The 20,162-nt window shown below is 69.0% G+C and carries 18 protein-coding genes and 1 tRNA gene; 10 read left to right on the top strand and 9 right to left on the bottom strand.

The annotated features are described in order from the left end of the window. Positions 1–296: 296 nt before the first annotated feature. Positions 297–1,190: a manganese catalase family protein gene (locus F6X53_RS20250; RefSeq protein ID WP_151001991.1), complete on the top strand. Its 894-nt coding sequence runs from the start codon at positions 297–299 to the stop codon at positions 1,188–1,190. A 57-nt stretch (positions 1,191–1,247) separates the two neighbouring features. Here F6X53_RS20250 and F6X53_RS20245 read toward each other — a convergent pair whose 3' ends face one another. Both F6X53_RS20245 and F6X53_RS20240 read right to left on the bottom strand, forming a co-directional pair. Beyond that, complete coding sequence (locus F6X53_RS20245; protein WP_151001990.1) at positions 1,248–2,681, bottom strand: NAD-dependent succinate-semialdehyde dehydrogenase; 1,434 nt, start codon at positions 2,679–2,681, stop codon at positions 1,248–1,250. Between the two features lie 135 nt (positions 2,682–2,816). After that, a complete protein-coding gene (locus F6X53_RS20240) occupies positions 2,817–3,608 on the bottom strand; it encodes a class II glutamine amidotransferase (protein WP_151001989.1) in 792 nt (263 codons plus the stop codon). 404 nt (positions 3,609–4,012) lie between these two features. Here F6X53_RS20240 and F6X53_RS20235 point away from each other — a divergent pair, with 404 nt between their 5' ends. Further along, positions 4,013–4,405, top strand: a complete 393-nt coding sequence (locus tag F6X53_RS20235) for a response regulator (RefSeq protein ID WP_151001988.1) — start codon at positions 4,013–4,015, stop codon at positions 4,403–4,405. An 85-nt stretch (positions 4,406–4,490) separates the two neighbouring features. On the opposite strand, the gene rpsU is transcribed toward F6X53_RS20235, so the two are convergent. Beyond that, complete coding sequence (rpsU, locus tag F6X53_RS20230) at positions 4,491–4,805, bottom strand: 30S ribosomal protein S21 (RefSeq protein WP_151001987.1); 315 nt, start codon at positions 4,803–4,805, stop codon at positions 4,491–4,493. Between the two features lie 276 nt (positions 4,806–5,081). Continuing rightward, positions 5,082–6,296: a polyhydroxyalkanoate depolymerase gene (locus F6X53_RS20225; RefSeq protein ID WP_151001986.1), complete on the bottom strand. Its 1,215-nt coding sequence runs from the start codon at positions 6,294–6,296 to the stop codon at positions 5,082–5,084. Positions 6,297–6,688: 392 nt separating this feature from the next. Here F6X53_RS20225 and F6X53_RS20220 point away from each other — a divergent pair, with 392 nt between their 5' ends. Further along, positions 6,689–7,345 (top strand): glutathione S-transferase family protein, encoded by a 657-nt coding sequence (locus tag F6X53_RS20220; RefSeq protein ID WP_151001985.1) that lies wholly within the window; start codon positions 6,689–6,691, stop codon positions 7,343–7,345. Between the two features lie 75 nt (positions 7,346–7,420). Here F6X53_RS20220 and F6X53_RS20215 read toward each other — a convergent pair whose 3' ends face one another. From F6X53_RS20215 to F6X53_RS20205, 3 genes are all read right to left on the bottom strand, one after another. Continuing rightward, positions 7,421–8,062 (bottom strand): hypothetical protein, encoded by a 642-nt coding sequence (locus tag F6X53_RS20215; protein ID WP_151001984.1) that lies wholly within the window; start codon positions 8,060–8,062, stop codon positions 7,421–7,423. Between the two features lie 167 nt (positions 8,063–8,229). Then, complete coding sequence (locus F6X53_RS20210) at positions 8,230–9,633, bottom strand: ATP-binding protein (protein WP_151001983.1); 1,404 nt, start codon at positions 9,631–9,633, stop codon at positions 8,230–8,232. Further along, entirely contained in the window at positions 9,630–10,352 is a 723-nt protein-coding gene (locus F6X53_RS20205) for a response regulator (RefSeq protein ID WP_151001982.1), read from the bottom strand. Before F6X53_RS20205 ends, F6X53_RS20210 begins: the two co-directional genes overlap by 4 nt. 283 nt (positions 10,353–10,635) lie before the next feature. Between F6X53_RS20205 and F6X53_RS20200 the strand changes: the two genes are divergently transcribed. The 4 genes from F6X53_RS20200 (at position 10,636) to F6X53_RS20185 (ending at position 13,459) form a co-directional block, all read left to right on the top strand. Then, positions 10,636–10,914 (top strand): accessory factor UbiK family protein, encoded by a 279-nt coding sequence (locus tag F6X53_RS20200; protein WP_151001981.1) that lies wholly within the window; start codon positions 10,636–10,638, stop codon positions 10,912–10,914. A 304-nt stretch (positions 10,915–11,218) separates the two neighbouring features. Then, entirely contained in the window at positions 11,219–11,728 is a 510-nt protein-coding gene (locus F6X53_RS20195; protein ID WP_151001980.1) for a type III secretion system chaperone family protein, read from the top strand. An 11-nt stretch (positions 11,729–11,739) separates the two neighbouring features. Beyond that, positions 11,740–12,564 carry a pyrroline-5-carboxylate reductase gene (gene proC / locus F6X53_RS20190; RefSeq protein ID WP_151001979.1) on the top strand — a complete coding sequence of 275 codons (825 nt, stop codon included), beginning with the start codon at positions 11,740–11,742 and terminating at the stop codon, positions 12,562–12,564. 109 nt (positions 12,565–12,673) lie between these two features. Next, complete coding sequence (locus tag F6X53_RS20185) at positions 12,674–13,459, top strand: TetR/AcrR family transcriptional regulator (protein WP_244965601.1); 786 nt, start codon at positions 12,674–12,676, stop codon at positions 13,457–13,459. Positions 13,460–13,507: 48 nt separating this feature from the next. Here F6X53_RS20185 and F6X53_RS20180 read toward each other — a convergent pair whose 3' ends face one another. Together F6X53_RS20180 and F6X53_RS20175 are read right to left on the bottom strand one after the other, a co-directional pair. Continuing rightward, on the bottom strand, positions 13,508–14,458 hold the full coding sequence (locus F6X53_RS20180) for an AprI/Inh family metalloprotease inhibitor (protein WP_244965600.1): 951 nt from the start codon (positions 14,456–14,458) through the stop codon (positions 13,508–13,510). Then, positions 14,455–15,444: a 2-hydroxyacid dehydrogenase gene (locus F6X53_RS20175; protein ID WP_280526044.1), complete on the bottom strand. Its 990-nt coding sequence runs from the start codon at positions 15,442–15,444 to the stop codon at positions 14,455–14,457. The genes F6X53_RS20180 and F6X53_RS20175 overlap by 4 nt, the downstream gene beginning before the upstream one ends. A 335-nt stretch (positions 15,445–15,779) precedes the next feature. Between F6X53_RS20175 and leuC the strand changes: the two genes are divergently transcribed. The 3 genes from leuC (at position 15,780) to F6X53_RS20160 (ending at position 19,005) form a co-directional block, all read left to right on the top strand. Continuing rightward, positions 15,780–17,186 carry a 3-isopropylmalate dehydratase large subunit gene (leuC, locus tag F6X53_RS20170; protein ID WP_151001978.1) on the top strand — a complete coding sequence of 469 codons (1,407 nt, stop codon included), beginning with the start codon at positions 15,780–15,782 and terminating at the stop codon, positions 17,184–17,186. Between the two features lie 93 nt (positions 17,187–17,279). After that, positions 17,280–17,364, top strand: a tRNA-Leu gene (locus tag F6X53_RS20165). A gap of 93 nt (positions 17,365–17,457) precedes the next feature. Beyond that, entirely contained in the window at positions 17,458–19,005 is a 1,548-nt protein-coding gene (locus tag F6X53_RS20160; protein WP_238296961.1) for a site-specific integrase, read from the top strand. The last annotated feature ends 1,157 nt before the right edge of the window (positions 19,006–20,162 follow it).

The following is a 20,162-nucleotide window of genomic DNA, read 5'->3' as shown; positions in this document are numbered from 1 at the left end:
GCACCCCTCACCCTGTCCCTCTCCCGCACGGGAGAGGGGATCCGCGCCCGCTTCGGCACGGCCGCGGCCGACGGTCCCGTCGCAACGCGATCGGGAACAGCTCTAATCGCATTCGCGCGATAAATGTTCCGAGCCAAAAGTATTATATATCTTCAATCTGAGCATGAATGATCATGGTTAAGCTTTACCTGAATTAATGATCACGGTTGTGCCGGGCTCCTAGTGTGCGGGCGAACCAACGGGGCTGTGCAAGTCCCCGTTCGTCGTGTCCTGTGACCAGCCTGAGGCGACAATTCATGTATTTCCACGAGAAGCGCCTGCAATATCCCGTCAAGGTCGAGAACCCTGACCCGGTCTACGCGCGCATGTTGCAGCAGGCGATCGGCGGGATCGAGGGCGAGATCCGGGTCTGTCTGCAGTACTTCTTCCAGGGCTGGGGCAACCGCGCCCCGAACACCAAGTACCGCGACGTTCTCCTCAACACCGCCACGGAGGAGATCGGGCATATCGAGATGCTGGCCACCGCGGTCGCCCTCAACCTCGAGGGCGCCCCGGCCAGCCTGCAGGAGACGGCGGCGGCCTCGAACCCGGTGATGAATGCCGTGATGGGCGGCGGCGAGCGCCCGCGCCACGCGGTCGAGGGCATGCTGCACCGGCACATCCTGTCCACCGGCATGGCGGCCTTCCCGGCCAATTGCGACGGCGTGCCCTTCGATTGCTCGCACGTCTATGCCAGCGGCAACATCGTGGGCGACATGTTCGCCAACGTCGCCGCCGAGGCGACGGGCCGGACGCTCGCGGTGCGCCTGTTCAACGCGGCCCACGACAAGGGCATGCAGGACATGTGGCGCTTCCTGATCGCGCGCGACACCATGCACCAGCAGCAATGGCTCGCGGTCATCGACGAGCTCGGCGGCCTCACCGAGGGCCTGCCGGTTCCCAACAGCTTCGACCAGAACGAGGAGACGAAGGAGTTCAGCTACGCCTTCTTCGGCACCGAGCGGAACGGCGTGCCGGTCCAGCCCGGCCGCTACTCGCAGGGGCCCTCCCTCGACGGCAAGGGCGAGTACCATTTCGTCCAGGCCGAGCCCCTCGGCGAGGAGCCGGTTCTCGGCCCGGCCCGGCCCGATTCCGGCGCCCAGAAGGAGCAGATGAGCGAGCCGCCCACCAACACCAGCCTGCGCCGCTGAGGCGGCGCAAACTCAAGGGGCCGCCCTCGCTCGCGGGCGGCCCCTGGCAGATCCGGCTCAGGCGCTCGCCTGGCTCACGAACTTGGTGACCAGGTAGGCTTCGAGCGCCTCGGCGCCGCCCTCGCTGCCATAGCCCGAATCCTTGACGCCGCCGAAGGGCGTCTCCGGGACCGCGAGGCCGTGATGGTTGATGCCGAGCATGCCGCTCTCGATCCGGGACGCGACCGTGGCGGCGCGCTCGGCCGAGCGGGTATAGGCGTAGGCGGCGAGCCCGTAGGGCAGGCGGTTGGCCTCCGTCAGGGCGGCCTCGTCATCCGTGAAGCGCTGGACCGCCGCCACCGGCCCGAACGGCTCCTCGTTCATGAGGCGGGCGGAGAGCGGCACGTCGGTGAAGATCGTCGGCTCGAAGAAGTTGCCGCGGTTGCCGATGCGCTTGCCGCCGGTGCGCAGCCGCGCGCCCTCGGCGGTCGCGTCCGCCGTCAGGCTCTCCATGGCCTCGAGCCGGCGCCCGTGGATCAGCGGGCCCATCCGGGTGTCGGGGTCGAGCCCGTCGCCGACCTTGAGGCCCTCGGCCGCGGCCACGAACCCGTCCACGAAGCGGTCGAACACGCTCTCGTGCACGAGGAAGCGGGTCGGGGCGACGCAGACCTGGCCGGCATTGCGGAACTTGTTGGCGGCGAGCACCGACACCGCCTTCTCCACATCCGCATCCCCGAACACGATCGCGGGGGCATGGCCGCCGAGCTCCATCGTGACCCGCTTCATGTGCTGGCCCGCGAGCCCTGCGAGCTGCTTGCCCACCACCGTCGAGCCCGTGAAGGAGATCTTGCGGATGACCGGGTGCGGGATCAGGTAGGACGAGATCGCGGCCGGGTCCCCGAACACCAGGGAGAGCGCGTCGCCCGGCACCCCCGCGTCGCGATAGGCCCGCACCAGGGCGGCGCAGGAGGCGGGCGTGTCCTCGGGGCCCTTCAGGATCACCGAGCAGCCGGTGCAGAGGGCGGCGGCGATCTTGCGCACCGCCTGGTTGATCGGGAAGTTCCAGGGCGTGAAGCAGGCGACCGGCCCGATGGGCTCGCGCACCACGAACTGCATCACGCCGTCCTGGCGGGCCGGGATGACCCGCCCGTAGGTGCGCTTGCCTTCCTCCGCGAACCAATCGGTGACCTCGGCGGCCACCAGGGTCTCGGCCCGCGCCTCGGCCAGGGGCTTGCCCTGCTCCAGCGTCATGAGGCGGGCGATGTCCTCGACTCGCTCCCGCAGCAGGTCGGCCGCCCGGCGCAGGATCTTGGAGCGCTCGATGGGCGGGACCCGGCGCCATTGCGCGAAGCCCCGCTCGGCCGCCGCCAGGGCCCGGTCGAGATCCTCCCGGGTGGCCACCGCGAGCTGCCCGATGGTCTCGCCCGTGGCGGGGTTGAGGACCGGCAACCGCTCGCCCGCGGAACCTGCCGACCACGTGCCGGCGATGTGCAGATCGACATCCGGATACATGAAGCGCGATCATCCCTGCTCGACCGGCTGTCCAGCCGGTACCGGCGTCCATCGCCGGCCACAGGGGTTGTCCGCCCTTCGGGCCCGGCCGGCAACCCGGTTCGGGACATGGGGCCTTGCGCCGGCCCGCGCCGATCAGGCGGCGATGCGCTCGCCGATGGCGTCCGCCCCGAGCACCACGGCGCGCTCGCCGCGCCGCGCCTGCAGGGTGCCGCCCTTCGGCACCACCTGCCAGCCCTCGCGGCAGCCGTCGATCGGCTCGGAGACCACGATCAGGCCGGTCTCGGTCTCGCGGTAATAGAGGCTCGGCGGGCGCCCGTCGCAGGCCCAGCGATAGGCCGTCAGGCTGTCGCCGTCGGTCAGCAGCGCGGTGAAGCGCAGGGGCTCGGCGATGCCGGCGCCCTGCATCAGCTCGCGCACGGTGGCGAGCGTCTCCGCCATGGCGCCGATCGGGTTATCGACGACGCCGTTGGCGAGCGCCAGGAGGAAGATCGCCTCGGAATCGGTGGTGCCCCGGCGCCCGTCATAGAGCGCGTCCGGGATCAGCGCCTCGAGCCGGCGCTTGATCCGGTGGTACCCGCCGATCTGGCCGTTATGCATGAACATCAGCCGCCCCTGCACGAAGGGGTGGCAGTTCGCCCGGGTCGTGGCGGTGCCGGTGGAGGCGCGCACATGGGCGAAGAAGGTGCGGGCGCGGACCTGCTGGCAGAGATTGACGAGGTTCTCGTCGGACCAGGCGGGCGAGACGTCCCGGTAGATGCCCGGATCCGGCCGGTCGCCGTACCAGCCGATGCCGAAGCCGTCGCCGTTGGTCTCGGTCTTCGCCTCGGCCGCGTGAAGCGACTGATGCACCAGCGAGTGCGTCGGTGCGCAGACGAGGTCGGACAGGAAGACCGGATCACCGCTATAGGCGAGGAAGCGGCACATGGCTGACAAACACCCCCAGGCAAACGTTCGGGCCGGACTCCCGGAGCTCGCAAGCAAGCCGTATTCCGCGGAGCGGTCACCGCCGTCTTCAGACTGTAACATTCAGGGTTGCGCGGTGAACAGTTCGTTAATGCACCGCAGCATGCTCAGAGTTTGAGCGTATCCGGAGATCGCGCCCGGGCATGGCCAAGTTATGGCGCCCTGCGAACGGGGGCCTTGAGCCGGGCCCTCTGAGGCGGCCAAGCCGTCACGGCGCGGATCTGCTCGAAAATCAGGCAGAATAACGGGACCGATCCGGACTCTTGCCGGTTGACCCAGGCCGGCGCAGCATCGGTGCCGGCGTAGCGGCCCGATTCGTGGCCGCGGCCTCACGGCATCACCCACATCCGGATATAGGAGGCTCCATGGGCCAAGCTTTGCCCGACTGTCCCGTCGCACTCGTGGTGGAGGACGACGCCGCGATCCGCAACCTTGCGGCGGCCGTCCTCGAGGAGACCGATCTCGACGTCATCGCCTGCGAGAGCGCCGAGGCGGCGATCGCGATCCTGGAGCGCGCCGACGTCAACGTCGCCCTGCTGTTTGCCGATGTCCGCCTGCCCGGCGCCATGGACGGGATCTCGCTCGCCCGCAATGTCGAGCAGCGCTGGCCCGACGTGCGGGTGATCGTCACCTCGGGCTACGACGAGGGGCGCAATGCGCGCATGCCCGAGCACGCGGTCTTCATGCAGAAGCCCTGGCGCGCCTTCGACGTGCTGGTTCAGGCCGAGCGCGCCACGGACGCGGCCCGCGCCGCCTGACGCCATGCAAAAAGGCCCGCGCCGCCGTGAGGCGACCGGGCCTTTTTGCATGCCAGGACGGCTGCCGGATGCGGCAGCCCGACCCTTACGACGCGATGGCGGCGCCGGGAGCCTGCGACGGAGCCGGGCTCGCGGAGGGCATGCCGGGGCGGCGGGGACCGCCGGCGCCGAAACGGGGCTTCGGCTTCGGGGCGGCGATCAGGCCCTCGCGGATCGCGGTCTTGCGGGCCTGCTTGCGGGCGCGGCGTACGGCCTCGGCCTTCTCGCGTGCCTTGCGCACGGAGGGCTTCTCATAGGCCTTGCGCTGCTTCATCTCACGGAAGATGCCCTCACGCTGCATCTTCTTCTTGAGGACGCGGAGCGCCTGATCGACGTTGTTGTCGCGAACGAGTACCTGCAACGGTCTTGATCCTCTAGAACGATCTATCTTCGAACAGCGCCCACTCCGAACCCCAGCGCTTGCGGGGAAACCGACAAACGCCCCTTGCCCGGGGAATTCCCAGGAGGGACGTCGATCGGACAATCTCGAATCGGCGCGTAAAACGATACCTGCGGCAAGCTCATACACGATGCGCGGGCGAGTTCCAACCGGGCTCGGGCGAGGAATGCGCGATGCGGACGAGGGGCGGCCCAGCGCGGCCCGAAGGCCACACCCGCCCCGGGCTGCGCCCGGGACTCAGCTGTGCGACTGGATGAAGTTGCGCACGAGCGGGTAGGTCTGCGTCTCCCATTTGCGGCCCGAGAACACGCCGTAATGGCCGACGCCCGCCTGCAGGTGGTGGCTCTTCATGTGGGGCGGCAGGCTGGTGCAGAGGTCATGGGCCGCCATGGTCTGGCCCACCGCGCAGATGTCGTCGCGCTCGCCCTCGACCGTCATCAGGGCGGTGCGCCGGATGGCGCGCATGTCCAGCGGGCTGCCCCGATAGGTCAGCTCGTTCTTGGCCAGCGTGTAATCCTGGAAGACCATCTTCACGGTCTCGAGGTAGAACTCGGCCGCGAGATCGAGGACGGCGAAATACTCGTCGTAGAAGTTCTCGATCGCCCGCGCCTTGTCGGTCTCGCCATTGGCGAGGTGCCAGAACAGGTCGGCATGGCCCTGCATGTGACGCTTGGCATTCATCGAGACGAAGGCCGAGACCTGCACGAAGCCGGGATAGACCTGCCGGCCCGCGCCCTTGTGCCGGCGCGGCACCGTGGCGATCAGGTTCTGCTCGAACCACTCGATCGGCTTCGAGATGGCGAGCTGGTTCACCGAGGTCGGGCTGATGCGGCAATCCACCGGGCCCGCCATCAGGGTCATGCTGCGGGGCGCCGCCGGGTTGCGGCTCTGCGCCATCACGGCCGCGGCGGCCAGGGCCTGCACGGCGGGCTGGCAGACCGCCACGATGTGCGAGCCCTCGCCCATCGTCTCCAGGAACTGGACCAGATGATCGACGTAATCGTCGAAGCCGAAGCGCCCGGCCGAGAGGGGCACGTCGCGGGCGTTGTGCCAATCCGTGATGTAGACGTCGTGGTCGGGCAACAGGGTGCGCACCGTGCCGCGCAGGAGCGTGGCGAAGTGCCCCGACATGGGGGCCACCACCAGCACCTTGGGCTGTTCCGAGGCGATGTCCTTGCGGAAGCGCAGGAGCGTGCCGAACGGCGTCGCGAAGACCGGCTCCTCGATGACCGGCACGTTGCGGTTGCCGACCTGGACTGAATCGATGCCGTAGGGCGGGCGGCTGAAGGTCAGCCCGGCCCGCATCATCATCCTGGCGCCGGCGGACCACCAGGTCGCCGGCTCACGGAAGCCCGCCTGGGTCCAAGGCGAGACGGCGTCGTGCAGGATCCGGCCCCAGGCCCGGGTCTGCTCGGCGAGGTCCGCCTGAACCTCGAAGGCATCGTACAGCATGGGGCTGGCTCGCATGCGCGATCGGCCCAAAGCAGGGGCGTTCACGGCGGAAGGAGAAGGCAGCCACGCCTCTGTGCGCTGCATGTTCATTGCGCGCTAAGGATGAGTTGGGCGCGAAAGCGCCGCAACCGGCCAAAAGTACGAGGTCACGGGTCTGTCGTATTGCTGCATGCCCGTTTCCTCGTTGCACGGTCCGTGCCAATGGCCGGACCGACTTTGTTGAGCCGACAACCTTTCAGACTGGTTCGTACTGTCAAGCCAGTGTGACCACCGAGGCCACGCTTGTTGAGGGCCTGCGCCTTTCGGGCATCATCCGCGTGCCGGGCTCACGGTGCGGCACGAGTCTTGGATCAGCCCGGCGCTGAGGAACACGAGACCTCGAAGGACCGGTGATGGCTGCGGCGACGCTCACGATCTCGAGCCGGAATTACTCCTCCTGGTCGCTGCGCGGCTGGCTGATCTGCCGGATGGCGGGGCTCGATTTCGAGACGGAGGTGCTGACGGGCGCCGACGCCTCGACCCGGGCCGAGCTCCTGCACCTCTCGCCCTCGTTCCTGGTGCCGCGCCTGAGCCACGGCGCGGTCGTGGTCTGGGATACCCTCGCGATCGCGCAGTATCTCAACGAGACCTACCCGCAGGCCGGCTTCCTGCCCGAGGACGTGGTGGCGCGCGCCCATTGCCGCTCGATCGCCGGCGAGATGCATGGCGGCTTCATCAACCTGCGCTCGGCCCTGCCGATGAACCTCAAGGCGCATCATCCGAACTTCAGGATCTTCAACGGCGCGAAGGGCGACGTCGACCGGATCACCGCGATCTTCGACGAATGCCTCGGCCGCTACGGCGGTCCCTACCTGTTCGGCGAGGGCCCGACGCTCGCCGACGCGATGTACGCCCCCGTCTGCACGCGCTTCCAGACCTACGACGTGCCGTTGCCGGCCCGGGCGGCCGCCTACCGCGACCTGATCCTGGCCTGGCCGCTGATGCGGGAATGGAGCGAGGCCGCCGCCCGCGAGCCGGAGGAGATCGAAGAACTCGACATGGAGTTCTGACGGTTCCGGACGCTCTGCGGGCCGCCCCGGGCTGCGGGCCGCCCCAGGCGGCACCGCCCCGGGCGGCCCGTGGCCTCAGGCCTGGAAATCGAACAGCAGGGCCGCGGAGGTCCGGCTGGAGCTGCCGGACCCGTTGGCGCCGTAGCCCGAGGCGCTCGATTGCGCGGATTGCAGCTGCTGGATGAAGCTCGTCAGCAGGTCGTCGGTGCCGGTCTCGGTGGCGTCGGTCGCGCTGCTCGCCGCGGCCTGGTCCGTCGGCGGCGGCCCGTGCGGCCGGTGCCCGTGCCCGCCGATTCCGCCGACCTTCCCCGCGTCCGCCTCGCCGGATCTGTCCTGCGCGTTCTCCGGGGCATTCTGCGCGAAGATCTGCTTCAGGGTGTCGGCCTGCGCGCTGGTGAGGCTGCCGCTCGTCACCTGATCGTCGATGAGGCTGTCGACCCGGTCCTTGACGGCGGACGGGTCGAGGCGGGTCTCGCTTCCGCCGCTGCTCGTTCCGCCGGACCGCGCAGGGCCGCCGGTCGCGGTCGTGGCATCCCCGAAGAGGCTCGCGTCGATCGATTTCAAGGCGCTCGTCAGGGCCGTGCCGTCGGCGGCGCTGAGGCCGCCCGATGAGACCTCGTCGCCGATGGCGCGCGCCACCGGGTTTCTGCCCGAGGGCGGCGGTGGGCGCTGGGTGGAGAAGAGCGGGGCGGCGGCCGAACTGGAGATCGCACTCATGGACAGGCTCTTGCACGTGAGAGGCACCGGTTGCGCCCGGCCGCGGGTCCGGTTCCATGAGCGCGGATCTTGGTTAAGGGGCCATTGCGCGCGCGTCCGGTCAGGGTTTCCCGAATTGTCTGCCGCCCTCGGCCGCAACATCGGGGAACGATATCGCCGCCCGCCCGCTAAGCGGCGGCCCGGGCCGGGAGCGCGGGCTTGCCGGGGACCGGCGCGAGCGGGGCCTGCACGGCCAGGGGCAGCTCGATCCGGGCGCAGAGGCCGCCTTCCGGAGGATTGTCGAGGATGAGGCGTCCCTGATGCGCCTCGACGATGGCGAGCACGATCGAGAGCCCGAGGCCGAAGCCGCTCGCCTCGTTGAGGTTCCGGGCGCGGTCGCCGCGCACGAACGGCTGGAGCATGGCATCGCGCTCCGCCTCCGGGATGCCGGGGCCGGGATCGCGCACCGTGACGGCGATGCCCCGGGGGCAGGCCTCCATGCTGAGCACCGCCGCCCCGCCATATTTCACGGCGTTGTCCACGAGGTTGGTGATCGCCCGCTGCAACTCGTCGGGGCGCCCGCGCACCAGAACGTGGCGGCTATGGGCCACCCGCACATCCGCGCCGATATCGCCGAAGCCGTCGCAGACCGTCTGTACCACCGAGGCGAGGTCGACGAGGGCGGTCGTGCCGGCGCTGCCCTGGCCGTCGCGGACGAAGGAGAGGGCCGCCTCCACGAGCCCGTTCATCTGATCGAGGTCGCGCAGCGTCATGGTGCGGGCGTGATCGTCCTCGATGAACTCCGCCCGCAGGCGCAGCCGCGTGATCGGTGTGCGCAGGTCGTGGCTGATCGCGGCGAGCATCTGGGTGCGGTCGTCGATGAGGCGGCGCACCCGCTCGCGCATCCGGTCGAGGGCGCGGGAGACGGCCAGGACCTCCTCGGGGCCCCGCTGGGGCAGGGGCAACGGGTCGTTGCGGGTCCCGAAGGCCTCGGCGGCGCCGGCGAGGCGCGCGAGCGGCGCCGTGAGCGCCCGGGTCGCCCAGACCGAGAGCAGCGCCAGGGTCAGCCCGAGGAACACGAAGGTGAAGATGATGGCGCCCTGCTTGGGCGGGCGCAGCGGATCGTCCGGAAGGCTCGCCTGGAAGGTGGCGCCGCCCGGCGTGACGATGCCGAGGCGTAAGGGGCCGTGCGGGGTCTCCTTGGCGAATTCCGTGATCGCCAGGGCTTGGCCGAAACCGTCCCGCAGGCGCTGCACCACCGGGTGGACGTCGAGGCTGCTCTCCGGGGTGGCCGCGGCGCCGGCCCAGGGCGCGATGCGAAGGCCCGGCAGGGTCTGGGCCGCGTGGCGCAGGAGTATTGTTCGCTCGGCGGGCGCCGCCACGTCGAGAAGGCGCGCCACCGTGGCGAGGCGGTTCGCCGCCACGCCCGGATGGTCGTCCGGCCGCCAGGGCTCGCGCAGGACGACGAAGACCAGGGTCGCCACCGCGTGCGCCACCACGATCGCCGCGACCACGAGGAGCGCGATCTGCCCGGCCACGCTGCGGGGGCGCAGCCGCGCCAGGAGGCGTCTCGGGAATTGGGACGGGATCATGAGCGGCCGACCTCCGGCGTGAACAGGTAACCGCCCGAGCGGATGGTGCGGATGATCTCGGGGTTGCGCGAATCCCGCTCGATCTTCTGGCGGATGCGGCTCACCAACACGTCGATGCTGCGCTCGAAGGGCCCGGCGGCGCGGCCCTGCGTCAGGTCGAGGAGCTGATCGCGCGAGAGCACGCGGCCGGGCCGCAGGCAGAGGGCATGCAGGAGGTCGAACTCCGCCCCCGTGATGGCGATGCGCGCGCCCTCCGGGCTCAGCACCTGCCGCAGCGAGACGTCGAGGGTCCAGCCCGCGAAATGCAGGCGCCGCGCCCCGTCGTCGCCCGGCGTCTCGGCCGCCGCGCCGCGCCGCAGGATCGCCCGGATCCGGGCCAGGAGCTCGCGCGGGTTGAAGGGCTTGGCGAGGTAATCGTCGGCCCCGAGTTCGAGGCCGATGATCCGGTCGATCTCCTCGGCCTTGGCGGTGAGCATCAGGATCGGCACCGCCGAGGATTGGCGCAGGCGCCGGCACAGGCTGAGGCCGTCCTCGCCCGGCAGCATCAGGTCGAGGACGATCAGGTCGACGCGGGCATCCGAGAGGAGCCGGTCCATCTCCCGTCCGTCTCCGGCAAGGCTCACGCGGCACTCGTTCGCCCGGAGATAGCGGGCGATCAGGGCGCTGATCTCGCGGTCGTCCTCGACGAGAAGGATATGGGGCGTTGACGTCATGAGCATCGACAAGTTTCGTGAAGTTCGATCAGGACTTATGCCCTGGCCGCGCGATCATTCGAAGCCGTCCGGCCGGCCGGATTTGTAACACGCTGTTTCCGCCCCGGCCCGGGGACACATCGCGCAACGGATGCCGCGGTGGTTGTGGAAAGCGAACCGTTCCGGCCCCGCCGCATTGCCGCCGAGTCCGCAGATTCCTATGTCCGACCGATGGGTGCCGAATCACTTCGGCGCAATCGCCAGTTCGGCGTCGGGCCGCAACGGCGCCCCTCGCCCCCGGGAGACGACGATGCAGACCTCCAACCGCCTGTTCGACGATTTCGCCCGCCTCATGACCGATGCCGCCGGGGCGGCGCAGGGCGTTCGGCGCGAGGCGGAGACCGTCGTCCGCAGCCAGATCGAGCGCCTGATCCGCGACATGGACATCGCTTCCCGCGAGGAGGTCGACGTGCTGCGCGACCTCGTCACCACGCTGCGCAGCCAGAACGACGCCCTCACGGCCCGGGTCGTCGCCCTCGAGGCGAAGCTCGGCGCGGACGCGGCCGCCGGACTGAGCGAGGCGGTCTGAGGCAGGTCTCGAAACCGTACCTGTCCACGGGCTTGAGCTTGTGCACAGGAAGCAGCGGTGGATAGCCGGTTTCCTGTTCACCAGCCCGAATCGCCGCTTTGAAACGCGAGTCAGGGCCGGTCTATAGTCAGGAACGCACTGATTCGCCCGAGTCCGCCGATGACCGTGAGCGCCTAAGCTTTCCCCGCATTTTGCTGGACCTTTCGGGTTCAGAATTCACCTTTGTGCGGATCGCTTCGTCGACCCGGTTGCTTGTCTCTCATCATGTCGCGACGACTCCCCCGGGTCGGCGCCTTGGATCCCCATGACCCAGCTCCACGTCGAAACCGAAGATCACGACCGGCTCGAACATCCGATCGACGTCGTCGAACGCCTCGCTTCGCTGCGGGACTGGATCTTCGACCGGGCCGAGACCGACGAGATGTCGGTCTCGGTCTCGGGACGCTGGACCGATTACCACGTCGCCTTCACGTGGATCGAGGATGTCGAGGCGCTGCACGTGGCGAGCGCCTTCGACCTCAAGGTTCCGGAGCGGCGGCGGCTGGAGATCCTCAAGCTCGTCACCCTGGTCAACGAGCAGCTCTGGATCGGGCATTTCGACCTGTGGTCGACGGACAGCGTCGTGATGTTCCGCCACTCGCTCCTGCTGGCCGGCGGCGTGGCGCCGACGCACCCGCAATGCGGCATGATGCTGAAATCCGCGGTCGATGCCTGCGAGCGCTACTACCAGGCGTTCCAGTTCGTGATCTGGGCCGGCAAATCCGCCCGCGAGGCCCTGGACGCGGTGCTGTTCGAGACGGAGGGCGAGGCCTGAGGAGCCCCGTCATGCGCGATGCGTCCCACGGGCTGCCGGCCTCGCTCACCCTGGTGGGCGCCGGGAAGATGGGCGGCGCCATGCTGGCCGGCTGGCTCGCGGGCGGCCTCGATCCCCGCCGCACCACGCTGATCGACCCCGCGCCCGCGCCCGAGATCGCCGCGCTCTGCGCCGCGCGGGGCCTCAGCCTGAACCCCCCCGCGCCCCCCCTCGCCGAGGCCGTGGTGCTCGCCATCAAGCCGCAGGGGCTCGATGCGGCCGCGCCCGCCCTCGACGCCCTGCTCGGGCCCGACACGCTCCTGGTCTCGATCCTGGCCGGCAAGACCATCGCGGATCTGCGGAGCCGGCTGCCCGCGGCGCGCGCCGTCGTGCGCGCCATGCCGAACCTGCCGGCGAGCATCGGCCGCGGCGCCACGGGGGCTGCCGCGAATGCGGAGGTCTCCGCGGGCCAGCGCGCCGCGGCGGAGGCGCTTCTCGCCGCGACCGGGCTCGTCGAGTGGCTCGCCGACGAGGCGCTGATCGATGCGGTGACGGCCGTCTCCGGCTCCGGCCCGGCCTACGTGTTCCTGCTCGCCGAGGCGCTGGCCGAGGCTGGCATCGCGGCGGGCCTGCCGCCCGAGGTGGCGGGGCGGCTCGCCCGCGCCACCGTGGCGGGGTCGGGCGCGCTCCTCGACGAGAGCCCGGTGGCGGCAGACCAACTTCGGCGCAACGTGACCTCGCCGGGCGGCACCACCGCGGCGGCGCTCGCGGTGCTGATGCGGGCTGACGGGATGCCGGCCCTCCTGCGCGAGGCGGTCGCGGCGGCCAAGCGCCGGGCGGGCGAGTTGTCCGGCTGAACCGATCCCGGGCCGGGCGCCCTCCGTGCGGCATGCCCGCCCACGGGCCTGCTCTACGCGGCCGGAGCACCTAGATAGGGTCCGTCGACCGAGGAGGAGCGGAAACCCCATGGACAAGACCGCAGGCCCATCGGCTGAGGCCCCGAAGCATGATGGCTCGAAGGGCGAGACTTCGCGCAAGAAGCCCGCGTCGCCGCCCAAGCCGTCGCCCCGCGAGGCCGCCGTCGAGGCCCTGATGCGGCTCGCGGCCGAGCAGCCCTGGAACGACATCGAGATCGGCGATATCGCCCGGGAGGCCGACCTGAGCCTCGCCGAATTGCGCGACCTGTTCCCCTCGAAGGGCGCCGTGCTGGGCGGCCTCTCGCGCATCATCGACCGCAAGGTTTTGGAGGGCGACAACTCGGACCTCGCCGACGAGCCGACCCGCGAGCGCCTGTTCGACGTCCTGATGCGCCGCCTGGACGCGATGACGCCCTACAAGCCGGCGCTTCGCCGGATCGCCTTCGCGCTGCGCGGTGATCCGCTCTCGATGCTGGCCCTCAACGGCGTCGCCCTGAACTCGCACCGCTACATGCTGGCGGCGGCGGGCATCGATACCGAGGGGCCGCTCGGGCGCGTGAAGCTCCAGGGCGTCGTGATCGCCTTCGCCCGGGTGGTCGAGACCTGGCTCGAGGACGATGACCCGGCGCTCGCCCGCACCATGGCGTGCCTCGACAAGGAGATCCGCAGCGGCGAGCGCTTCATGGAGCGCGCCGAGGACGTCCGTCGCCTCACCGCCCCGTTCCGTGCCCTCGGCCGCTCCGTGCTGGAGCGCCGCCCGAGCCGGCGCACGTCGCGCAGCGAGAACGAGGATGACGGCAATCCCCTCGGCGGCGACCCGGCGGCGGCCATCTGAGCCCCACGCCCCGGTGCAAGGGGCTTAGATTGGCGTTCGTTCAGGCGTTCAGGGCTCGACGCGGCGCAGCACGAAGGTGGTGCCGGTCTCCGGGTCGCGCCGCCAGCCGCCGTCGCCCGTCGGCACCAGGTTGACCGTGTGGCCGCGCTTCGCGTTCAGCGTCAGGCGCCCCGCCTCGAAGCGCCACGAGACCGGATCGAACACTTCGAGACCGCCGTCATGGCAGCCCGCGAGGATGCGCACCGGGGCTTGCGCCGCCGCGACCGCCCCGAGTTCGAGGCGGCAGACATCCTTCTCGCGGTAGCGGTCGAGGGCGTAGATGCCCGGGGCCGGGCCCGGGCTCGCGGAGGCTGCCGCCGGGCCCGCCGCCAGGACCGGATCCGGATCCGCCGCGGAGGGCGCCCGGGACGCCGATGCGCGGGCCGCGGCATCCGCCTCCTCGGCCTGCCGTGCCGCCTCCTCGGCCACCGGATCGGGGGGCCGCATCGCGACGATCTGCAGGGGCACGAGGCTGTAGGCCTCGCCGCTCTCCGCATGGGCCAGGAGGCTGCGCTGGTCAGGGCGGCGCGCGAAGAGCAGCACCGGGCGCACGTTCTTGTCGACAAGGCGGACGACCCCGTCCGTGAACAGCCAGCCCGCCACCGCGTTGAGGATCGGCAGCGCCTTGCGGCAGCCCGCCGGGAAGCGCAGGCGCCGGCCCGCATCCCCGCTCTCGCGCGTGAGGGTCATGACGCAGCGGCGGGTGCTGCCGTCGCGCGAGAGATCCCAGGTGCCCGGCACCCCCGACAGGGCCTCCGGCAGGCTCGGGATGAAGGGCTCGGCCGGCGCAGCCTGCGGCGCCGTCTCCGGCGCAGTTGTGTCGGGCAAGGATCCGGCTTCGGGCGCCGGCCCGGCGGGCGCTTCCGGTCCCGGCGATGGCCCGGGGCCCTGCGCCAGGGCCGCGCCCGCCCAGCCGAGCAGCCAGCCGAGCAGCACGAGGGCCGCGAGCGGATTCCTCACGGGCCGGGGCTCCACGGCGTTTCCGGAACCGGCGTCACCGGTCCCTTGCCCGAGAACCACGAGATCAGGTTGTCCACGACCAGCTGTCCCATCGCGGCGCGGGTATGCACCGAACCCGAGCCCACATGCGGCAGGAGCACCGTGTGGTCCAGGGCCGCCAGAGCCGCGGGCACGTGCGGCTCGCGCGCGAAGACGTCGAGGCCGGCGCTGTGGATCGTGCCCGCCTGCAACGCTGCGACCAGCGCGGCCTCGTCCACGAGGCTGCCGCGGGCGACGTTGATCAGGATGCCGTCCGGGCCGAGCGCCGCCAGCACCCCGGCATCGACGATGCCGTTCGTCTCAGGGCCGCCCGGCGCCACGATCATCAGCACGTGGACGGCCCGCGCCATCTCCAGGAGGGTCGGGTGATAGGCGTAAGGGACGTCCGCCTGGCGCCGCCGGCCGTGATAGGCGATCGCGACGCCGAAGCCTTCGAGGCGCCGTGCGATCGCCCGACCGATGCGGCCGAGCCCGAGGATGCCGACGGTGCGGCCGCGCAGGGTCGCGGTCAGCGGGAAGGAGCCGGCCGGCCAGAGTCCCGCCCGCAGGTGGCGGTCGGCCTGCGGGATCTGCCGCACGGTGGCAAGCAGCAGGCCGAGGGCGAGGTCGGCGACCTCGTCGCTCAGGACATCCGGCGTATTCGTGACGACGATCCCACGCTCATGGGCCGCGACGGCATCGACCGTGTCGTAGCCGACGCCGAAGCTCGACACGATCTCGAGATTCGGCAGGCGTCCGAGGAGCGCCCGGTCGACGGGGGCGTGGGCGTTGACGGCCAATCCCCGGATGCGGCCGCCGACCTGCGCCAGGAGAGCATCGGGATCGGAGGCCGTGTCGAGGCGGTGGAGCGTGAAGGCGGGGGCGAGCGCCTCCATCACGCTCGGCTGCATCGGCCGGAGGAGCAGGATGTCGGGGGCTCGCGACGTCTTGAGGTCTGGGACTCGCACAGTCTCGGGGCTCCTCGGCGGCCGGCGGATCGTGACGGGGATGCCCGGCGAGGCCGGGTCCGGCCGCTCGCTGGGCGGCGCCGATGATGGTCGCCCCCGTGGGCCGCGGCAAGGCACTGGCGGGCGTCGACGGTGACGCGCAAAGCCGGGCCGTCAGCCGGCGCGGCCCCCGCCCGGCCCGGTTGAGCGCGTCATGCGGCCGCCTCCGGGCAGGCATCCGCTCCCTGCGAGCCCGGAACCACTTCCGAAACGGACTTGCGAACATTACTAAAGAGGCTCACTCCACCGACCGGACGGCCCACGCCGCGAGCAGACACAATCAAGCGACCGAGCCCATGAACGCCCCGCGCACCCTCTACGACAAGATCTGGGACGACCACGTCGTCGATGTTCAGCCGGACGGCACCAGCCTCCTCTACATCGACCGCCACCTCGTCCACGAGGTCACCAGCCCGCAGGCCTTCGAGGGCCTGCGCGTGGCCGGGCGCCGGGTGCGCCATCCCGAGAAGACCCTCGCGGTCGTCGATCACAACGTCCAGACCTCGGATCGCCGCCTCGGCATCGAGGATCCCGAGAGCCGCACGCAGCTCGAGGCGCTGGCCGAGAACGTGCGCGACTTCGGCATCGAGTTCTACGACGCCCTCGACCGGCGCCAGGGCATCGTGCACATCATCGGCCCCGAGCAGGGCTTCACCTTGCCCGGCCAGACCATCGTCTGCGGTGATTCGCACACCTCGACGCACGGCGCCTTCGGGGCGCTCGCCCACGGCATCGGCACCTCGGAGGTCGAGCACGTCCTGGCAACCCAGACCTTGCTGCAGCGGAAGGCCAAGAACATGCGCGTCACCGTCGACGGCACCCTGCCGCCGGGGGTGAGCGCCAAGGACATCGTGCTGGCGATCATCGGCGAGATCGGTACCGCCGGCGGCACCGGCCACGTCATCGAGTATGCCGGCGAGGCGATCCGCGCCCTCTCGATGGAGGGCCGCATGACGATCTGCAACATGTCGATCGAGGGCGGCGCGCGCGCCGGCATGGTGGCCCCCGACGCCACCACCTACGCCTACGTCAAGGATCGCCCGAAGGCGCCGAAGGGCGAGCTCTTCGACCGCGCCCGGGCCTATTGGGAAAGCCTCGTGTCGGATGCCGGCGCGCATTTCGACCGGGAGATCCGGCTCGATGCGGCCAATCTCCCTCCGCTCGTGAGCTGGGGCACGAGCCCCGAGGACGTGGTCTCGATCCAGGGCATCGTGCCCGACCCGGCCACGATCGCGGACGAGAACAAGCGGCAATCGAAGGAGAAGGCGCTGTCCTATATGGGCCTGCGCCCGGGCACGCGGATGACCGACATCACCCTCGACCGGGTCTTCATCGGCTCCTGCACCAACGGCCGGATCGAGGATCTGCGCATCGTCGCCAAGATGGTCGAGGGGCGCACGGTCCATCCGGGCGTCTCCGCCATGGTGGTGCCGGGCTCCGGCCTCGTGAAGGCGCAGGCCGAGGCCGAGGGGATCGACCGGGTGCTCAAGGCCGCCGGCTTCGACTGGCGCGAGCCCGGCTGCTCCATGTGCCTCGGCATGAACCCGGACAGGCTCCGGCCGGAGGAGCGCTGCGCCTCGACCTCGAACCGCAACTTCGAGGGCCGCCAGGGCCATCGCGGCCGCACGCACCTCGTCTCCCCCGCCATGGCGGCGGCCGCCGCCGTCGCGGGCCGCTTCGTCGACATCCGCGAGTGGCATTGAGGCCACGCCGGCATCGCGGAGCGGAATCCCCGATTGACGATCCCGCCCGCGCCCCCTAAACGGACCCCAACGCCGACCGCACGCGGTCGACGGGCCCAGGTGGCGGAATTGGTAGACGCGCTGGTTTCAGGTACCAGTCTTGCAAGAGGTGAAGGTTCGAGTCCTTTCCTGGGCACCATCAACCGCCTAACGGGTTGATCCGCAACAAAAATCATCAAAACCAGAGACTTAGGCTGCCCGAATGGTACAAACGGGTGGTACAATGCCGCTGATGACGGCACGTCCCTGGAAGCATCCCAAAACCGGCATGTTCTGGCTTCGCCGAGGCGTCCCAGCGGACCTGCGCGCGCTCGTGGGCAAGAGCGAGGAGAAGCTCAGCCTCCGAACCAAGGATCCGAACGAGGCGAAGCGCCTGCACGCCATCGCCTTGGCCGAACTTGAGAACCGCTGGTCGAGCTTACGCGCCGGTCCGCGCCGCCTGAGCGAGCGGGAAGCCCACGCCTTGGCCGCCCCCGCCTACGACTGGTGGCTGGGACTCCATCGAGACAATCCCAGCGAGCAGACGTTTTGGCGTGTCGATGTCGCCGACAAGCTCTGGGCGCCGCGCCCGCGCGGGTTCTGGTCTAGGCCCGACCTCGGGGGCCGGCTGAGCCGCGAGATAGAGGAGCACAATGCGAGCGGTCGATCCCCAATGGAGGACTGGTGCCTCCGGCAGGCAGCCGGGCTGCTGAAGCGCCAGGGGCTGCAGGTTGAGGAGGATGACCGTCTCAAGGTCGCCAAAGCCATCGCGGCGGCGGTCCAGCGGGCAAGCCTGATGCTTAGGCGGTACGCTCGCGGTGAAATCGTCGAGCTAGCGCCCGAGACGCCCGCGCACACTGCATCTCATGCGGTCCAACCATCCAGCGAGAAGGACGAGCCACCACTCACCTTCACCAGCCTGATCACGGGCTGGGCCGCTGAGACAGATCCGCGGGAGCGAACGAAATACGAGTGGACGAACGTGCTCCGGAAGCTCGGCGCTTTCATCGGGCATGACGACGCGCGTCGGCTCACCGAACACGATCTGATCGCCTGGAAGGCCAGCCTCGTGGCGGCGGGCCTGAGCGGAAAGACGATCCGCGACACGAACCTGGCCGCGGTGCGCCGGATCCTCGGCTGGGCCGTCGATAATCGCTTGCTCGCGACGAACCCGGCGGAGCGGGTGAGGATCGACGTCAGGAAGAAGCCCGGGGAGTCAAAGCGCGGCTTCTCGGACGAGGAAGCTGTCACGCTGTTGGAGGCGGCAGCGAGCGAGGCCGATCCGATTCGGCGCTGGGTTCCGTGGATCTGTGCTTTCTCCGGTGCTCGCCTGGCGGAGGTGTGTCAGCTGCGGGTGGAGGACATCGCCCAAATCGGTGATGTCTGGACCATGCGAATCGCTGCCGAGGCCGGATCGGTCAAGAATGTCAATTCGGAGCGGACGATCCCCCTGCATCCCGCCTTGGTTTCAGCCGGGCTTCCGGCGTTTGCCCGTGCGAGAGGGGAGGGGCCCTTATTTCCGAGTTTGCGACCCGACAAGTTCGGCAAGCGCGGCGGGACTGCCACCAAGGTTCTTGGGCCCTGGGTCCGCCAGCTTGGACTTACCGACAAGCGCCTGAACCCAAGCCATGCGTGGCGCCACCGGTTCAAAACCCTTGGGCGGCGGCATCAGCTTGCGCCCGACCACCTGGATGCCATCATGGGGCACGGACGGCGCTCTGTTGCCGACAGCTACGGCGAGTATGAAATCGAAGTCATGCGACGCGAGATCGAGAAAATTCCCTCGGTGCAGACCAAGTGAAGTGCTTAGCTTCAAGCTGCGGCCGTGACTTCGAATCCCTCCCTCTCCGCCGCTTATCTTCGGTAAGTTGCTGAATAATAATGGCTTTTCCGGCTGGCTAGATTAGCTGCCCATCATTACAGCCCACATTTTCGAACGGCTTACATTGGCTTCAGGCGGATGGCGTCGGACGGTCGCTCGCGAAAGCCGCAGGCGATTCGGAAAAGTCGCCTTCCTGCTTGAGCCCGCCAAGTGGACGTGAAAAGGTCATACTGTCCACGAAATCAGTGCCTCGCGCAGGCCCTGATCCTGTACGGCTGGCGAGCCCAAAATGACGAACTTCCACGATCCCCACGTAGCCGATCCTAGATCCCCGTCTCTGTGGAAGGGAATCAGAGGCCGCCTTGGGATACATAGCTTCGCGATCACCGCCTACGACGCTTGCGCATTTTTAGCGCGTCCTGCATTCCGTCATCGGTTCCTTAGTGTTGCCGATATTAATACCGGAGCACGTGCTCGTAACCATCAAACGCAATATCGCCGCACTCAGTTATGATACGCCAAGATCAAACGATTTAATGTTTTAAATAAACAATAATAATTACAGCTAGATATGGGGAGCGAGTAAACCGACCGGGGGGCGCACGAAAACCATTGATAACTATTTGTTCTATTGAGATCTTGGGGGAGGCATTGGCAACAATTCAAAAATCCACCGCTTTTATTGATTGGAATTCCCAAATCCACGCGGCCAAGCCAAGAGACAGATCACCGGAAGACGTCGCTACAGCGACGATGAAGTACGTAACGAGCGTAATTAGTAAAGTTTTGTTTAATCTAGATCAGGAAACATTTTTTGATGTTTCCATGCGAATCTATCACGGTTGGTATAAGGGGTTCGAACAAACACCGAATCGGAAAGCTTTAATCAGAACTACCGCAGATATTGACTTTCCCGCGCTATCAACCCGCCGGAGCATCGCTTTTCGTCCGGAGATACAGTACGGGGATTTGCTATTATCCGCCAGTGTAGAGCGACTTCATGCCAGACTGAATTGTAACTTACCCAACACACTCAGGAGAAGTACGCGGAAATCCGACGAAGATTGGGAAGAAAAGATGGTTGACACTGCTATCGCCTGTGACGTCGTTGATTCCGCACATCGGGATTCTACACA

It is taken from the genome of Methylobacterium soli, assembly GCF_008806385.1.
GTDB classification, from domain to species: Bacteria; Pseudomonadota; Alphaproteobacteria; order Rhizobiales; family Beijerinckiaceae; genus Methylobacterium; species Methylobacterium soli.
This window is presented reverse-complemented; position numbering and strand designations above follow the sequence as displayed.

Excerpts from the sequence above, each read along its gene's own strand:
- F6X53_RS20250 (WP_151001991.1), top strand. The coding sequence starts at position 297 with ATGTATTTCCACGAGAAGCGCCTGCAATATCCCGTCAAGGTCGAGAAC.
- F6X53_RS20245 (WP_151001990.1), bottom strand. The coding sequence starts at position 2,681 with ATGTATCCGGATGTCGATCTGCACATCGCCGGCACGTGGTCGGCAGGT.
- F6X53_RS20240 (WP_151001989.1), bottom strand. The coding sequence starts at position 3,608 with ATGTGCCGCTTCCTCGCCTATAGCGGTGATCCGGTCTTCCTGTCCGAC.
- F6X53_RS20235 (WP_151001988.1), top strand. The coding sequence starts at position 4,013 with ATGGGCCAAGCTTTGCCCGACTGTCCCGTCGCACTCGTGGTGGAGGAC.
- F6X53_RS20225 (WP_151001986.1), bottom strand. The coding sequence starts at position 6,296 with ATGCTGTACGATGCCTTCGAGGTTCAGGCGGACCTCGCCGAGCAGACC.
- F6X53_RS20220 (WP_151001985.1), top strand. The coding sequence starts at position 6,689 with ATGGCTGCGGCGACGCTCACGATCTCGAGCCGGAATTACTCCTCCTGG.
- F6X53_RS20215 (WP_151001984.1), bottom strand. The coding sequence starts at position 8,062 with ATGAGTGCGATCTCCAGTTCGGCCGCCGCCCCGCTCTTCTCCACCCAG.
- F6X53_RS20210 (WP_151001983.1), bottom strand. The coding sequence starts at position 9,633 with ATGATCCCGTCCCAATTCCCGAGACGCCTCCTGGCGCGGCTGCGCCCC.
- F6X53_RS20205 (WP_151001982.1), bottom strand. The coding sequence starts at position 10,352 with ATGCTCATGACGTCAACGCCCCATATCCTTCTCGTCGAGGACGACCGC.
- F6X53_RS20200 (WP_151001981.1), top strand. The coding sequence starts at position 10,636 with ATGCAGACCTCCAACCGCCTGTTCGACGATTTCGCCCGCCTCATGACC.
- F6X53_RS20195 (WP_151001980.1), top strand. The coding sequence starts at position 11,219 with ATGACCCAGCTCCACGTCGAAACCGAAGATCACGACCGGCTCGAACAT.
- proC (WP_151001979.1), top strand. The coding sequence starts at position 11,740 with ATGCGCGATGCGTCCCACGGGCTGCCGGCCTCGCTCACCCTGGTGGGC.
- F6X53_RS20185 (WP_244965601.1), top strand. The coding sequence starts at position 12,674 with ATGGACAAGACCGCAGGCCCATCGGCTGAGGCCCCGAAGCATGATGGC.
- leuC (WP_151001978.1), top strand. The coding sequence starts at position 15,780 with ATGAACGCCCCGCGCACCCTCTACGACAAGATCTGGGACGACCACGTC.
- F6X53_RS20160 (WP_238296961.1), top strand. The coding sequence starts at position 17,458 with ATGACGGCACGTCCCTGGAAGCATCCCAAAACCGGCATGTTCTGGCTT.